The following is a 15,211-nucleotide window of genomic DNA, read 5'->3' as shown; positions in this document are numbered from 1 at the left end:
AGACCCCATGGAGCTCGACCCCACCGAGATGGTCCCGGTGATCAACCGGATCAAGCGCGCCCAGGGTCAGCTGGCCGGGGTGCTGCGGATGCTCGAGGAGGGCCGTGAGTGCGAGGACGTCGTGACCCAGCTCGCGGCGGTGTCCAAGGCGCTCGACCGGGCCGGCTTCGCGATCGTGGCCACCGGCCTCCAGCAGTGCCTGGTCCAGGGTGACGGCGACGCCGACCCGCTCGACGTCAAGAAGATGGAGAAGTTGTTCCTGTCGCTCGCGTGAGCGCGCCCAGCGCCGCGACCAGCTCCTCGGGGCGGCGCGTGCTGACCAGCCAGTACGGCGCGGGGTCGGCCGGGTCGACGACCTCGACCTTGACCGCTCGCTTGAGGTACGGGCGCAGCAGGAGGTAGGCGCGGGCGTCGGCCTCGCGGCCGGCGACGCGCCGGGTGGCCTCGGGGTCGAGCGCGGTCGAGGTCCCGAGGTGCTCCGCCCCGATCCGGGCGCGACCCGCGCGGAGCACGCCGCCGCCGACCTGCACCCGGGCCGCGCCGTAGGCGACGAAGAGACCGGCCATCAGGGCGAGGGCGAGGGCCGTGACCACCCAGGCCGCGGGGCCCGGGACAGCGACCACGACGGCGATCCAGAGCGTGGCGACGAGCATCGTCCCCTGCACCCACCAGCGCAGCGGGACGCCGAGCCGCTCGTCGTACTCCACCGGCGTGTCCACGGGCACGATCGTAGGCGGCGCGGTGCCGGCGCCCGGCGGGTAGGGTCCGCCCGTGAGCCCAGCCGAACCCCCCGCCGGCCCGCTGCAGGTGGCGGTCCTCCGCCTCGACCCCGACCTCCCGCTCCCGGCGTACGCCCACCCCGGCGACGCGGGCGCGGACCTCGTGACCGCGGTCGACGTGAGCCTCGCGCCGGGGGAGCGGGCGCTGGTGCCGACGGGCGTCGCCCTGGCGCTCCCGGCCGGCTACGTCGGCCTGGTGCACCCGCGGTCGGGCCTCGCCGCCCGGCACGGGCTCTCGATCGTGAACACCCCCGGCACCATCGACGCCGGCTACCGCGGCGAGATCAAGGTGCTGCTGGTCAACCACGACCGCCACGAGCCGATCGAGCTCCGGCGGGGCGACCGGGTGGCGCAGCTGGTCGTGCAGCGGTACGAGCACGTCGCCTTCCACGAGGTGGAGGCCCTGCCGGACTCCGTGCGCGGTGCCGGGGGCTACGGTTCTACCGGAGGTTTCGCGTCGTCCGTCGAGCGCGAGGCCCGAGTCGAGGGGAGCTGAGGAACCGCCGTGAAGTTCCGTCGCAAGGCCGCTGACGAGCCCGTCCCGGAGGACGAGGGGTCGTCCGAGCTGCTCGACGCGCCGGCGGTGCCGGACGAGGCGCCCACCGCCGGGCCGTACGACGTCGCCGACGTCGGGGACGACGGTGTCGAGCGGGTCGACCTCGGGTCGCTGCTGATCACGCCCGAGGCCGGCCGCGAGCTGCGCCTGCAGGTCGACGAGAACACCCAGTCCGTGCAGTCGGTCGTGCTGGCCGGCTCCGACGGCGCGCTCGAGCTGCGCGCCTTCTCCGCCCCGCGCGGGGGAGACCTGTGGAGCGAGGTGCGCCCGCAGGTGGCGGCCGACATGGCGCGCCGGGGCGGCACCGCCACCGAGCGCGAGGGCGCCTTCGGCACCGAGCTGGTCTGCCAGCTCACCGTGCAGAGCCCCGACGGCAAGACGGCGACGCAGCCGTCGCGCATCGTCGGGATCAACGGCGCGCGCTGGATGCTGCGCGCGACCTTCCTGGGCCGGCCGGCCCTCGACCCCGAGGGCGCCGAGGGCTGGGACGACACCCTGCGCTCGGTCGTCGTACGCCGGGGCGAGCACGCCATGCCCGTGGGGGACCCGCTTCCCCTGGTGCTGCCGGCGAACGCGCGCCGGCAGGCGCCCCCGGCCGGTTGAGCCGACGATGGCACACGAGAGCCGGATCCGCCGGAGCCTGAGCCGGTGGGCCAACAGCTCGGAGATGCACGAGCGTGAGCTGCGCCGCGCCTTCTCCGAGTCGGGGCTGGTGCCCATCGCGGACGCGCCCGACCGCGAGCTGGTGCGGCTGCGCGGGACCGTGCGGACGGTCACGCTGCGACCCCGGGGCGGCGTACCGGCGCTCGAGGCGGAGCTCGGGGACGGATCCGGCTCGCTGACCCTCATCTTCCTCGGCCGCCGCCGGATCGCCGGGATCGCGCCGGGCTCGGACCTGCAGGTCGAGGGCCGGATCGGCGTCCACCAGGGCGAGCGGATCATGTACAACCCGCGCTACGAGCTGATCCCGCCGCCATGAGCGCCGCCGCCCACGAGCCGGCTGCCGTCGAGACCGTCGAGGCAGTGGTGCGCGCCCAGCTCGCGCGTGCCCTCGGTGGTCGCCGCGGGATGGTCGAGGCCGCCGTGCCGACGCTCGTGTTCACCGTGCTCTGGCTGACCACCAAGGACCTCACCCTGGCGATCGCCTCCAGCGTCGGCGTGGCGCTGGTGCTCCTCGCGGCCCGGCTGGTGCAGCGCTCGACGATCCAGTTCGTCGTGAACGCGCTGTTCGGCATCGGCATCGGCTGGCTCTTCGTCCACCTCTCCGCCCGCGGCGGGGGGAGTGCGGACGACCAGGCGCTGGCGTACTTCCTGCCCGGCATCCTCTACAACTCCGTCTACTCGGTGCTGCTCGCCTTCTCCTGCCTGGTCGGGTGGCCGCTGGTCGGCTTCATGGTCGGCAGCGTCACCGGTGACCCGACCGCCTGGCACTCCGACCGCCAGGTCGTGCGGCTCTGCTCGCGGCTGACGTGGGTGCTGGTGGCGCCGTGCATCATCCGGGTGCTCGTGCAGGCGCCGGTCTGGCTGTCGGCGAAGTCGGGCGCCCTGGACGTGGACACCGCCGTCGCCGTCCTCGGCGTCGCCAAGATCGTGATGGGCTGGCCGCTCCAGCTCGCCGCGCTGGGGCTGATGGTGTGGCTGCTGGCCCGCAACCACACGCCGCTGGAGCAGTCGGTCGCCGAGCCGGAGGCCTGAGCCCGTCGAGACCACGCCCGGGTGCCGTCGGTGCAGCCCGTCGGTCGAGCTCGTCGAGACCACCATTCCCGCCGCCGGTCTGTGCACGGGGTGATCTGGACGTGTGACCCCCGTGCCTCAGCGGCGGCCAAGCAGGCACGGGAGTCACACCGATGGTGGGGGGAGGTGCCGCCCGCCACGGCCTGGCACGCGGTTGGGTGGGCCACGGAGATCCACTCGGCCACCGAGGCGGGGGCACTCCCTCGTGCTCCTACTGTGCGCCTCGAACGGCGGGCGTGCATCGCCGAAATCGACGATAGCTGGCCGGGACCGCGCGCCGTCGTCAGGTGCGCGACAGCCAGACCTCGTCGGCCTTGACCTTCGCCCTGCGCCGGAGGAGTGACGCTGCGACGACGAGGCCGGCTCCGAGACCGACCGCGGCGAGCGCGAGCGGCAGCCGGGCGTCGGCGGTCTCCCGGCACGCGGTGAAGCCGTCGGTCCCCTGGTAGCCCTCGGAGTTGTCGAAGAGGAAGGCGGAGCCACAGTGGAAGCTCTCGCTGTCGTAGAGGCCCCCGACGGGCGCGAACCCGATGACGGAGCCGCACACGAGCAGCACGCCACCGGCGACGAGCAGCGCGGCCGCGGCGACGAGCAGCCACGGGGGCCGGCGACCACGATCCATGCGACCAGTTGACCGCACTGCGGAGGGCTCGGCGGCGCGGACCGCCGGTCATACCCCCATGTGGGGGTGCGGCGGACTACCGTGCGGCATGGACCTGTCCGTCTGCGTCACCGACGAGCAGTACGACGCGTGGCGCGCCGTGCGGCTCGTCGTCGAGCCGGCGTCGCGCACCCAGAGCCTCCAGGAGATCCGGGCCGAGGACTCCCCGGAGCGACTGCTGCTCCTCGCCGTCGACGAGGGTCACGTCGTGGGATGCGGCATCGCCAAGAAGGGCGAGACCGCCGGCGGGTTCGTCATGCCACGCGTCCTGCCCGAGCACCGTCGGCGGGGCGTGGGCTCGGCGCTCCTGCATCGGCTCGCCGACCACTGCGGCGACCTGGGTCTCACGTCGGTGTCGACCGGCGTCGAGGACGAGGGTGCGCTGGCGTTCGCGGAGCGCTTCGGGTTCGTCGAGGTCGACCGTGAGGTCGAGCAGGTGCGGGCGGTGGGCGTCGAACCGGCACCCGGGGCGCCACCGGAGGGCGTCGTGGTGGTCGAGGCGAGCCGGCGCCCCGGGCTGTGGGGAGCGTGCTTCGAGACGTTCGGCCGGGAGGTGCTCGCCGACTTCGCCCTGCACTCGCCGCTCGAGATCACCGCCGGGCAGTGGAACGCGGACTGGTGCGGCGACCCGATGTGGTTGGCCCTGCTCGGTGACGAGGTGATCGGGTGCGCGGGCCTGATCCGCGACGCGGACCGGCCGGGGCGCGCCGAGAACTCCCTGACCGCGGTCAGTCGTGCGTGGCGCGGTCGTGGCGTCGCCTCGCACCTGAAGCGCCTCACCCTCCACTGGGCCGCCCAGCACGGGCTGGAGGAGGTCTACACCTGGACGCAGGACGGCAACGCGTCGATGCGGCGCCTCAACGAGCACCTCGGCTACGTCACCACCCGCAGCTCCATCACCGTCTCGCGGCCGCTGCCGCTCACCATCTGACCGCGGTGACCTGGGCGGCAGCCCGGGGCACTCAGCCCCCGTGGTGCGTGGGCGCGAGCAGCCGCTCGAGCTCGTCCTCGACGTCGGCGGAGACCACGAAGAGCAGCTCGTCGCCCGACTCGATCGGCTGCTCGGCGCTCGGCGTGTAGACCTGACCGTCGCGCAGGATGGTGACGAGGGCACAGTTCTCCGGCAGGGGGATCAGGCCGGCCGGCTTCCCGACGTACGGCGAGTCCTCGGGCAGCGTCAGCTCGACCAGGTTGGCGTTGCCCTGGCGGAAGGTGAAGAGCCGGACCAGGTCGCCGATGGTGACGGCCTCCTCGACCAGGGCGGACATGATCCGCGGGGTCGAGACGTTGACGTCCACGCCCCAGGCCTCGGTGAAGAGCCACTCGTTGTTCGGGTGGTTCACCCGGCCCACGGTGCGCGGCACGCCGAACTCGGTCTTGGCCAGCAGCGAGGTGACGAGATTGACCTTGTCGTCGCCGGTCGCCGCGATCACCACGTCGCACTGGTCGAGGCGGGCCTCCTCGAGCGAGGAGAGCTCGCACGAGTCGGCAAGCAGCCACTCGGCGTCGGGCACCCGCTCCGGCTTCATCGCCGATGGCGACTTGTCGATGAGCAGCACCTGGTGGCCGTTCGTGATCAGCTCGCGGGCGATGGAGCGCCCCACGGCGCCGGCCCCTGCGATCGCGACGCGCATCAGTCCTCGCCCTCCGGGCCCTGGTCGATGACGGAGTAGGCGTGCGCCGCGTTCTCCTCGCGCATCACGAGGTGGAGGAGGTCGCCCTCCTGGATGATCGTGTCGCGGCCCGGGAGCATGCCCTCGCCGAGCCGGTCGATCCAGGCGATCCGGCTCCGGGTCTGGTCCTGGAACCGGACCGTGCGCTGGCCGACCCACTTCTCCGGCAGCGGCACCTGGTCGAGCCGGATGGTGCCCGACGGGTCGCGGTAGTCGGGCTCGGCGCCGGCCGGCAGCAGCCGCCGCAGCACCTGGTCGGCGGTCCACTTGACCGTGGCGACCGTCGTGATGCCCAGGCGCTGGTAGACCTCGGCGCGGCCGGGGTCGTAGATCCGGGCCACGACCTGGGGGATGCCGAAGGTCTCGCGCGCCACCCGCGCGGCGATGATGTTGGAGTTGTCGCCGCTGGAGACCGCGGCGAACGCCTCGGCGCGGCGGATGCCGGCCTTCTCGAGGACCTGCTGGTCGAAGCCGAAGCCCGTGACCTTGTCGCCGTTGAACGACGGGCCGAGTCGCCGGAAGGCGTCCGGCTCGCTGTCGATCACCGACACCGTGTGGTTGCGGTCCTCCAGGCTGCGGGCCAGCGTGGAGCCGACCCGGCCACATCCCATGATCACCACGTGCACGGGGGCCACCGTATCCCAGTGCCGCCCCCGCGCCGCCCGGCGTCACCGGGGGCGCGCCGTCACCGGCCGACCACGGATGACACGGGGCGCGGGACGGAGGTCTACGCTTCCCACTCGTGGGTGTCGGCGACGTCTCGAAGCGGATCCTGCTGGGGCGCAAGCTGCGCAGCTCCCAGCTGGGCGAGACGCTGCTTCCCAAACGCATCGCGCTCCCGGTCTTCGCCAGCGACGCGCTGTCGTCGGTGGCCTACGCCCCGGACGAGATCTTCATCATGCTCGGCCTCGCCGGCGCATCGGCGTACGTCTGGTCCTGGAAGATCGGCATCGCGGTCGCGATCGTGATGGCGGTCGTGGTCGCGTCGTACCGCCAGAACGTCCACGCCTACCCGAGTGGCGGCGGCGACTACGAGGTGGCCACGGTCAACCTCGGGCGCAACGCCGGCATCACCGTGGCCAGCGCCCTGCTCTGCGACTACGTGCTGACCGTCGCGGTGTCGATCTCGTCGGGCTCGCAGTACGCCGCGGGCGCGATCCCGGCGCTCGTGGGCCACGAGGCCACCTTCGCCACGGCCATGGTGCTGCTGCTGATGGCGATGAACCTGCGCGGCATCCGCGAGTCCGGCACGTTCTTCGCGGTGCCGACCTACGCCTTCATGGTCGCGATCCTCGGCATGTGCGCCTACGGGCTGTTCCAGCTCGTCACCGGCACGCTCCCCGACGTGCAGAGCGCCGACCTCGACATCACGACCGCCCCCGGGTACGAGCAGCCGCTGACGACCGTCGCCCTGATGATCCTGCTCGCCCGCGCGTTCTCGTCGGGCTGTGCCGCGCTGACCGGTGTCGAGGCGATCTCGAACGGCGTGCCGGCCTTCCGCAAGCCCAAGAGCCGCAACGCGGCGACCACGCTGCTGCTGCTCGGGATGATCGCGATCACGATGATGCTCAGCGTCATCGTGCTGGCCGACCAGATGGGCCTGAAGTACGTCGATCCCCACGAGCTCGAGCGGATGACCCTCAACGGGCAGCCGCTGCCGGTGGGCTACGACCAGGACCCGGTGATCGCCCAGATCGCCCGCGCGGTCTTCGACCACTTCCCGGCAGGCTTCTACCTCGTGGTCACGGTCACGGGGATCATCCTGGTGCTCGCCGCCAACACGGCGTTCAACGGCTTCCCGGTGCTCGGCTCGATCCTCGCCGAGGACGGCCTCGCGCCCCGTGCCCTCGGCTCTCGCGGCGACCGCCTGGCCTACAGCAACGGCATCGTCTTCCTCGCGCTGATGGCGATCGTGCTGATCCAGATCTTCGACGCGGAGACCACGCGGCTGATCCAGCTCTACATCGTCGGCGTCTTCGTGTCGTTCAACCTCAGCCAGCTCGGCATGATCCGGCACTGGACCCGCCACCTGGCCACCGAGCAGGACCCGGCGACGCGCCTGAGCATGCAGCGCTCGCGCGTGATCAACACGATCGGCCTGTCCTTCACGGCCGTGGTGCTGGTGATCGTGCTGCTCACCAAGTTCATGGCCGGCGCCTGGATCACCCTCCTGGCGATGGCCACCTTCTTCGCGACCATGAAGGCGATCAGCCGCCACTACGACAAGGTCGCGATGGAGCTCGCCGCCGACGAGGACGACAAGATCCTCCCCACACGGGTGCATGCGATCGTGCTGGTCTCCAAGCTGCACAAGCCGACCCTGCGGGCGCTGGCCTTCGCCAAGGCATCCCGGCCCAACATCCTCGAGGGCGTCTACGTCGCCGACGACGCCGCGAAGACCAACCGGCTGCTGCAGGAGTGGGACGAGCGCAACTTCGGGGTGCCGCTCAAGGTGCTCCATTCGCCCTACCGCGAGGTGGTGCGGCCCATCGTCGAGTACGCCGGCGAGATCCGGCGGTCCAACCCCCGCGGTGTGGTGGCGGTCTACATCCCGGAGTACGTCGTCGGCCGCTGGTGGGAGCAGCTCCTGCACAACCAGACCGCGCTGCGGCTCAAGGGGCGGTTGCTCTTCGCGCCGGGCGTCATGGTCATCTCGGTGCCCTACCAGCTGCGCTCCTCGGAGATCGCGGTGCGGCGCGAGCTCCGCGAGGAGGAGCGCGTCCACGCCGGCGACCTGCGGCGCGGCCGGATCCGGACCCGCAACAACCGCGACACCCAGATCCCGCGGTGAGCGCTCGTCGCGGGGGAGGGCGTCGGGCCCGGGCCCGGCAACCGCGCGGGCGGTCGCGGGTCGGCGAGCAGTTCGAGGCCGAGGTCGGGCCGGTCGCCCACGGCGGGCACTGCGTCGTCCGCCTGCCCGAGCCCGAGTCACGGGTCGTCTTCGTGCGGCACGCCCTGCCGGGTGAGCGGGTGGTGCTGGAGGTGACCGAGGGCACCGACGGCGACCGCTTCTGGCGCGCGGACGCAGTCGAGGTGCTCGACGCCTCGCCCGACCGGGTGCCGGCACCGTGCCCCGTCGCGGGGCCGGGGCTGTGCGGCGGCTGCGACTTCCAGCACGTGACCCTGCCGGCGCAGCGGGCGCTCAAGGCCGCCGTGGTGCGCGAGCAGCTGGTGCGCCTCGGACGGCGCGACGCGGACGACCCGCTCGTGAGCGGCCTGGCGGTCGAGGCGGTGCCCGGCGACGTCGACGGCCTGCGGTGGCGCACCCGGCAGCGGTACGTCGCCCTGCCCGACGGCCGCCGTGGGATGCGCAAGCACCGCTCCCACGACGTCGTACCGGTGGACGACTGCCTGCTCGAGGCGCACGCACCGGCGGCCCACACGGTGCACGGCGTGGACTTCTCGGTCGCGGCCGACGGCTTCTGGCAGGTGCACCCGGGCGCGCCGGAGGTGCTGGTCGACGCGGTGCTCGACCTCCTGGCGCCGCGGTCGGGGGAGACGGCGCTCGACCTCTATGCCGGCGTCGGCCTCTTCGCCCGCTTCCTGCTCGGCGCCGTCGGGCGCGAGACCCGGGTGGTCGCCGTCGAGGGCGACGCGGCCGGCTGCGACCACGCCCGCCTCAACCTGTCCGACCACCCGCGGGCCGTGGTCGCCCACGGCCCGGTCGAGCGCGTGCTCAGGTCGTCGTACGACGAGCCCTTCGACCTCGTCGTCCTCGACCCACCCCGCGAGGGCGCCGGGAAGACGGTCGTCGAGCAGGTCGCCGACCGCGCTCCGCGCGCTGTCGCCTACGTCGCCTGCGACCCCGCGGCGCTCGGCCGCGACGTGGCGACATTCGCCTCGCTCGGCTACCGACTCACCGCCCTGCGCGCCTTCGACCTCTTCCCGATGACCCACCACGTCGAGTGCGTGGCGCTGCTGGAGAAGACCGGATCTCACCTGCGGTGACGCGGATTCGCGATGCGCGCGCTGACGGTCAAGAATCCGCCTTCGGGGGCACTTGGGGGGGCGCTGCGCCGCATCCGACAGGAGGCGGACTTCGTGGAGCTCGGCGCGAATCCCTGACCGGGACTGCTGCGCCAGGTGGTTTCCCCTCGCGCCGAAGTCACGGAGCCGACGGGCGGAACGCGCCCAGCGGACGAACGATCTTGATGGCGCCGCGCGGTTGCTGTGGCAGGGGGATGGTTGAATCCCCGAGCATGGACGGCACATCGCCTCAAGACACGGCTTATGAGGACAGGCCGAGCAGGTCGCCCTGGATCGCCCAACTCGCCGCCGACGGTCCGCCCCGGCCACTGGCCGAGGACACCCGGGCGGATGTCGTGATCGTGGGTGCCGGCATCGCAGGCGTAGCAGCCGCGTTCTTCACATTGCGGGAAACCACGGCGCGGGTGCTCCTGGTCGAGCGCGACCGGGTGGGGCGGGGCGCGACCGGACGCAACGCTGGACAGCTCACGACGTACTTCGAGCGGCCGCTGTGCGACATCGCCGACGAGTTCGGGGTCGAGATGGCAGCTGCCGGCCAGCGCGGGTTCGATGATGCGCACGGCCTGCTCGACCTGATGGTCGCCGAGAGCGAGGCCTCGGTCCGGGTGGAGCGGTTCACCGGCCACATGGGGATGTTCAACCTCCACCACGTGCTCGTGCACCTGCGCAGCAATCTGGTACGTCGACAGGGCGGGCTGCGCCTGGAGACCTGTCTCGTCTCGGACGAGGCCGCCTTCGCCTCAGCGATCCCCGCCGAGCTGGATGGCCTGTACACGCTGGTCCCGCAGGCGCGGATCCGAGAACTCCTGGAGACGCGCGACGACCGGTACTCGGCCGTGCTCTCGGACCGCAAGGGTTGCGCCAACAGCGGCCTCCTGGTCCAGCAGGTGCTCGCCAACCTCGAGCAGCGCTATCCGGAACGCTTCCGGTTCGTCGACCACACTCCCGTCGATCGTGTGGTCGTCGGGGAGGACCGCGTCGTGGCGCACGGCCGGGGTCACACGGTGACGTCGTCCCAGGTGGTCCTGTGCACCAACGGCTTCGTGGACCACCTCGTCACCGATCGGCTCGGAGCACCGATCGGGCTCGCGCCCGACCAACAAGTGACCGGCCGAGTCGCCTACATGACGGCGTTCGTGGACCACCCGCGGCCCCCCGCAGCCATGAGCTACATCCGCAACCCCACCATCGGCGGCGACACGGCCTACGTCTATGTCACCCGGCGCACCTACGACCGACCCGATGACACCGTCACCCTCACCTGCATGGGGGGGCCGGAGTACCCGTTCCACGAAGCAGGCTACGACCCGGACACCCCGTTCCCGGGACCCCTGCTCGGCGCCATGGACCAAGAGGTCCGGCCGTTCGCTCAGCCCGCGCGCCCACCGGGTCTGCCCTACGACTTCCAGTGGCACGGACTGATGGGCTACAACGCCGGCGGGGTCCGCGTCGTCGGAGCCCACCCCCGCCACCCCAGGCTGTACTACAACCTCGGCTGCAACGGCGTCGGGTTCCTGCCCTCGATCTACGGCGGGGAACGCATCGCTCACCTGCTCGCCGGCGAGCGCCTGACCCCCAGCATCTTCGATCCCCGCTGACACCTGTGCCCGAGACCGCCGCAGCGATCGGCTACTCGTGGACTCCACCAGGAGCGACATGCCACCGCGACAGCGGCCAGTTCGCTGCGGCGCTCCTCGCCACGTTGCGTGCGTGCGGTCGAGTTCGCCCACATGGGCAGCGTCGGGAAGCAGCCCCGGTCGCTGGATGAGTCCCGGATGACGACGCAGAGGCGCGACTGGTCGGGCAGAACCTTCCGCGAATCGACGTCGAGCGCCGCTGTGGGGCGATGCCTGTGGCCGGTTGCCATGAGCAGAAGCCGACTCTTCGAGGGCGCGCTCGGGGTGCCCTCTGCATCGCGGTCGTTCGCAGAGGGATGCTGACGTTCAGAGCATCTCAGGCGGCAAATCGGCAGGTCAGCGCCTCTTCGCTCTCCTGAAGGCAGTGGACCGCACAGGCTCGCGCTCACGCTCAGGACGATCGGTGTCTTCCCGATGATCCCCCAGGTCGAGCGCGTGGCGCTGCTGGAGCGGTAGAGCCTCACCCCGGGTCAGGTTGGCACCGGCCCGGCCGACCATGTATCTTGACGTCAAGATAGTTGCGTGGCGGACCCGCCTACCGGGGCTGCCGGCACAGCGGCAAGATGGGGAACCGTGCCCGACGTCCACCACCCTGGGCGCGACCGGGCCACGACGACGACACGACGAGGAGACGGCGGATGGCGAGCAAGGACAGCTTCGGCGCGAGGAGCACCCTGGACGTCGGGGGGACCGGCTACGAGATCTACCGGCTCGACGCGGTCAGTGGCGAGGGCCTCGACGTCGCGACGCTGCCCTACAGCCTCAAGGTGCTGCTGGAGAACCTCCTGCGCACCGAGGACGGCGCAGACATCACCGCCGACGACATCCGGGCGCTGGCCGGCTGGGACGCCGACGCCCAGCCCGACAAGGAGATCCAGTTCACCCCCGCGCGGGTGATCATGCAGGACTTCACCGGCGTGCCCTGCGTCGTCGACCTCGCCACGATGCGCGAGGCGATGGCCGAGCTCGGCGGCGACCCGTCGCGCATCAATCCGCTCGCCCCGGCCGAGATGGTGATCGACCACTCGGTCATCGCCGATGTCTTCGGCACCCCGGAGGCCTTCGAGCGCAACGTCGAGATCGAGTACGAGCGCAACCGCGAGCGCTACCAGTTCCTGCGCTGGGGACAGGGCGCGTTCGACGACTTCAAGGTGGTCCCGCCCGGCACCGGCATCGTCCACCAGGTCAACATCGAGCACCTCGCCCGCGTGGTCTTCACCCGCGAGTCCGACGGCGCGACCCTGGCCTACCCGGACACCTGCGTCGGCACCGACTCCCACACCACGATGGTCAACGGCATCGGCGTGGTCGGCTGGGGCGTCGGCGGCATCGAGGCCGAGGCGGCGATGCTCGGCCAGCCGGTGAGCATGCTGATCCCGCGTGTGGTCGGCTTCAAGCTCAACGGCGACCTGCCCGAGGGTGCGACCGCGACCGACCTGGTGCTCACGATCACCGAGATGCTCCGCAAGCACGGGGTCGTCGGCAAGTTCGTCGAGTTCTACGGCCCCGGCGTGTCCGCGCTGCCCCTGGCCAACCGCGCCACGATCGGCAACATGAGCCCCGAGTTCGGCTCGACCATCGCGGTCTTCCCGATCGACGAGCAGACCGTCGAGTACCTGCGCCTCACCGGCCGCCCCGACGGGCAGCTCGCGCTGGTCGAGGCCTACGCCAAGGAGCAGGGCCTCTGGCACGACCCGGCCGCCGAGCCCCGCTACTCCGAGCGCCTCGAGCTCGACCTCTCCACCGTCGTCCCGTCGCTCGCCGGGCCCAAGCGCCCGCAGGACCGCGTCTCGCTCTCCGAGGCCAAGGACGCCTTCCGCGGGGCGCTGGCGGACTACGTCGAGGGCGACGAGCAGGAGGAGCAGGGGTACGACGAGGCGGTCGCCGAGTCGTTCCCGGCCTCCGACTCGCCCAGCCACGCCGAGGGCAACGGCGCCCCGGCCAGGCCGTCGGCGGCCCCGCGCGACGGCGGTCGCCCGAGCCGCCCGGCGACCGTCACCATCGACGGCCAGGAGGTCGTGCTCGACCACGGCGCGGTCGCGATCGCCGCGATCACCTCCTGCACCAACACCTCGAACCCCTCGGTGATGATCGGCGCCGCGCTGCTGGCCAAGAAGGCGGTCGAGAAGGGCCTCCAGCGCAAGCCGTGGGTCAAGACCACGCTGGCACCGGGCTCGAAGGTCGTCTCCGACTACTACGAGAAGGCCGGCCTCACGCCCTACCTCGACAAGCTCGGGTTCAACCTCGTCGGCTACGGCTGCACCACCTGCATCGGCAACTCCGGCCCCCTGATCCCCGAGGTCAGCCAGGCGGTCCAGGACAACGACCTCGCCGTGGTCTCGGTGCTCTCCGGCAACCGCAACTTCGAGGGCCGGATCAACCCTGACGTGAAGATGAACTACCTCGCCTCGCCGCCGCTGGTGGTTGCCTACGCCCTGGCCGGCTCGATGGACGTCGACCTGTTCCACGACCCGCTCGGCCAGGACACCGACGGCAACGACGTGTTCATGCGCGACATCTGGCCCACCGCGGCCGAGGTCGAGGAGGTCATCGCCAGCGCGATCACCTCGGAGATGTTCACCTCGGACTACTCCGACGTCTTCGCCGGTGACGAGCAGTGGCGCTCGCTGCCCACGCCCGAGGGCGACACGTTCGCCTGGGACGAGGACTCGACGTACGTCCGGAAGCCTCCCTACTTCGACGGCATGCCCGACGAGCCCGAGCCGGTCACCGACATCGAGGGCGCCCGCGTGCTGCTCAAGCTCGGCGACTCGGTCACGACCGACCACATCAGCCCGGCCGGTGCGATCAAGAAGGACAGTCCGGCGGGCCGCTACCTCGCCGAGCACGGCGTCGAGCAGCGCGACTTCAACTCCTACGGCTCGCGCCGCGGCAACCACGAGGTGATGATCCGGGGCACCTTCGCCAACATCCGCCTGCGCAACCAGCTCGCCCCGGGCACCGAGGGCGGCCTGACCCGTGACTTCACCGCGGGCGGCGAGGTGACGACGGTCTTCGAGGCGTCGGAGAACTACCTCGCGGCCGGTACGCCGCTGGTGGTCCTCGCGGGCAAGGAGTACGGCTCCGGCTCCTCGCGCGACTGGGCCGCGAAGGGCACCGCGCTGCTCGGCGTCAAGGCCGTGATCGCGGAGTCCTACGAGCGCATCCACCGCTCCAACCTGATCGGCATGGGCGTCCTGCCGCTGCAGTTCCCGGAGGGGGAGAGCGCGGAGTCGCTGGGCCTGACCGGCGAGGAGGAGTTCTCCTTCACCGGCGTCACCGCACTCAACGACGGCACGACGCCGCGCACCGTGAAGGTGAAGGCCGGCGACGTCGAGTTCGACGCCGTCGTCCGGATCGACACCCCGGGCGAGGCGAACTACTACCGCAACGGCGGGATCATGCCGTTCGTGCTGCGCAACCTGCGCCGCGGCTGAGGCCCGAGCTGCTCGGTCTCAGCGCACCCGTCCTCGTCGCGGTGGCCCTGGCCCTCCTGGCCGGGGCCACCGTGCAGGCGTTGGTGGGCCTCGGTCTCGGCCTGGTCGCCGCGCCGGTGGTCACCCTGGTGGCGCCCGAGCTGATGCCCGAGCTCATGCTCTGGCTCGCCTTCGCCTACCCCGTCGTGACCCTGCTCGTCGAGCGCGATGACATCGACTGGCGCGGTCTGGGGTGGTCGCTGCCGACGCGCGTGCTCGGCACCGGGCTCGGCGTCGCGGCGGTGGCGGCGTTCACGACCCGCCAGCTCGGCATCGCGGTGGCGGTGATGGTGCTGCTGGCAGTGGTCGTCACCTGGCGTGCGGTCGAGGTGCCGATCACCCCGGCGACGCTGATGACCGCCGGTCTGGTGTCGGGGGTGACCGGGACCGCGACGTCGATCGGCGGGCCACCGGTCGCGGTCCTCTACCAGCACCGCCCGCCGCGGGAGATCCGGACCACGCTGGCGGTCTTCTTCATGGTGGGTGCGGGCCTGTCGCTCGGCGGCCTGGCGCTGGCCGGGCAGCTCGACGGGCACCAGGCGCTCGTGGCGCTGCTCCTGGCGCCGGTGCTCCCGCTGGGCGCGCTGCTCGGCCACGCCCTGCGCCGGTGGCTGCCGGCCGCCCACGTGCGGCCGGCCGTCCTGCTGGTCTGCGCCTCGTCGGCCCTCGTGCTGCTCGTGCGCAGCCTGGCCTGAGAGCGCCCGACCG

General features: G+C 72.0%; 15 protein-coding genes. 11 read left to right on the top strand and 4 right to left on the bottom strand.

Annotated features, from left to right (window positions below; translation table 11 throughout):
* Nucleotides 1-7: 7 nt before the first annotated feature.
* Nucleotides 8-274, top strand: coding sequence for a metal-sensitive transcriptional regulator (locus ACFPGP_RS19005; RefSeq protein ID WP_378592494.1), 267 nt, complete (start codon nt 8-10; stop codon nt 272-274).
* Here ACFPGP_RS19005 and ACFPGP_RS19000 read toward each other — a convergent pair.
* Entirely contained in the window at nt 237-719 is a 483-nt protein-coding gene (locus ACFPGP_RS19000) for a DUF3093 domain-containing protein (protein WP_378592493.1), read from the bottom strand. The two genes, ACFPGP_RS19005 and ACFPGP_RS19000, sit on opposite strands and share 38 nt — an antisense overlap.
* A gap of 52 nt (nt 720-771) precedes the next feature.
* Here ACFPGP_RS19000 and dut point away from each other — a divergent pair, with 52 nt between their 5' ends.
* The 4 genes from dut to ACFPGP_RS18980 are packed head-to-tail and all read left to right on the top strand — an operon-like array spanning nt 772 to nt 3,030.
* Nucleotides 772-1,275 (top strand): dUTP diphosphatase, encoded by a 504-nt coding sequence (gene dut / locus ACFPGP_RS18995; RefSeq protein WP_378592492.1) that lies wholly within the window; start codon nt 772-774, stop codon nt 1,273-1,275.
* A 9-nt stretch (nt 1,276-1,284) separates the two neighbouring features.
* Complete coding sequence (locus tag ACFPGP_RS18990) at nt 1,285-1,938, top strand: DUF3710 domain-containing protein (RefSeq protein WP_378592490.1); 654 nt, start codon at nt 1,285-1,287, stop codon at nt 1,936-1,938.
* A gap of 7 nt (nt 1,939-1,945) precedes the next feature.
* Nucleotides 1,946-2,314, top strand: a complete 369-nt coding sequence (locus tag ACFPGP_RS18985) for an OB-fold nucleic acid binding domain-containing protein (RefSeq protein ID WP_378592489.1) — start codon at nt 1,946-1,948, stop codon at nt 2,312-2,314.
* Nucleotides 2,311-3,030 carry a DUF3159 domain-containing protein gene (locus ACFPGP_RS18980; protein ID WP_378592488.1) on the top strand — a complete coding sequence of 240 codons (720 nt, stop codon included), beginning with the start codon at nt 2,311-2,313 and terminating at the stop codon, nt 3,028-3,030. Before ACFPGP_RS18985 ends, ACFPGP_RS18980 begins: the two co-directional genes overlap by 4 nt.
* Before the next feature lie 322 nt (nt 3,031-3,352).
* Here ACFPGP_RS18980 and ACFPGP_RS18975 read toward each other — a convergent pair whose 3' ends face one another.
* Nucleotides 3,353-3,691, bottom strand: a complete 339-nt coding sequence (locus tag ACFPGP_RS18975) for a hypothetical protein (protein ID WP_378592486.1) — start codon at nt 3,689-3,691, stop codon at nt 3,353-3,355.
* Nucleotides 3,692-3,779: 88 nt separating this feature from the next.
* Between ACFPGP_RS18975 and ACFPGP_RS18970 the strand changes: the two genes are divergently transcribed.
* Nucleotides 3,780-4,661: a GNAT family N-acetyltransferase gene (locus tag ACFPGP_RS18970; RefSeq protein ID WP_378592485.1), complete on the top strand. Its 882-nt coding sequence runs from the start codon at nt 3,780-3,782 to the stop codon at nt 4,659-4,661.
* Between the two features lie 31 nt (nt 4,662-4,692).
* Here ACFPGP_RS18970 and ACFPGP_RS18965 read toward each other — a convergent pair whose 3' ends face one another.
* Together ACFPGP_RS18965 and ACFPGP_RS18960 are read right to left on the bottom strand one after the other, a co-directional pair.
* Entirely contained in the window at nt 4,693-5,364 is a 672-nt protein-coding gene (locus ACFPGP_RS18965; RefSeq protein ID WP_378592484.1) for a potassium channel family protein, read from the bottom strand.
* Nucleotides 5,364-6,029 (bottom strand): potassium channel family protein, encoded by a 666-nt coding sequence (locus ACFPGP_RS18960; protein WP_378592483.1) that lies wholly within the window; start codon nt 6,027-6,029, stop codon nt 5,364-5,366. The genes ACFPGP_RS18965 and ACFPGP_RS18960 overlap by 1 nt, the downstream gene beginning before the upstream one ends.
* A gap of 116 nt (nt 6,030-6,145) precedes the next feature.
* Between ACFPGP_RS18960 and ACFPGP_RS18955 the strand changes: the two genes are divergently transcribed.
* From ACFPGP_RS18955 to ACFPGP_RS18935, 5 genes are all read left to right on the top strand, one after another.
* The gene (locus tag ACFPGP_RS18955; protein WP_378592482.1) at nt 6,146-8,194 is read left to right on the top strand and encodes an APC family permease; all 2,049 of its coding nucleotides are present in this window, start codon (nt 6,146-6,148) and stop codon (nt 8,192-8,194) included.
* Nucleotides 8,191-9,351: a class I SAM-dependent RNA methyltransferase gene (locus tag ACFPGP_RS18950; protein WP_378592481.1), complete on the top strand. Its 1,161-nt coding sequence runs from the start codon at nt 8,191-8,193 to the stop codon at nt 9,349-9,351. Before ACFPGP_RS18955 ends, ACFPGP_RS18950 begins: the two co-directional genes overlap by 4 nt.
* Before the next feature lie 203 nt (nt 9,352-9,554).
* A complete protein-coding gene (locus tag ACFPGP_RS18945; protein ID WP_378592480.1) occupies nt 9,555-10,988 on the top strand; it encodes an NAD(P)/FAD-dependent oxidoreductase in 1,434 nt (477 codons plus the stop codon).
* A gap of 677 nt (nt 10,989-11,665) precedes the next feature.
* On the top strand, nt 11,666-14,464 hold the full coding sequence (locus ACFPGP_RS18940; RefSeq protein ID WP_378592479.1) for an aconitate hydratase: 2,799 nt from the start codon (nt 11,666-11,668) through the stop codon (nt 14,462-14,464).
* A gap of 41 nt (nt 14,465-14,505) precedes the next feature.
* Nucleotides 14,506-15,198 (top strand): sulfite exporter TauE/SafE family protein, encoded by a 693-nt coding sequence (locus ACFPGP_RS18935; RefSeq protein ID WP_378592477.1) that lies wholly within the window; start codon nt 14,506-14,508, stop codon nt 15,196-15,198.
* The last annotated feature ends 13 nt before the right edge of the window (nt 15,199-15,211 follow it).

Origin of the sequence: Nocardioides taihuensis (assembly GCF_042657275.1) — a bacterium.
GTDB classification, from domain to species: Bacteria; Actinomycetota; Actinomycetes; order Propionibacteriales; family Nocardioidaceae; genus Nocardioides; species Nocardioides taihuensis.
Note: the sequence above shows the minus strand (reverse complement) of the source record. Positions and strands in the feature narration are given on the sequence as shown.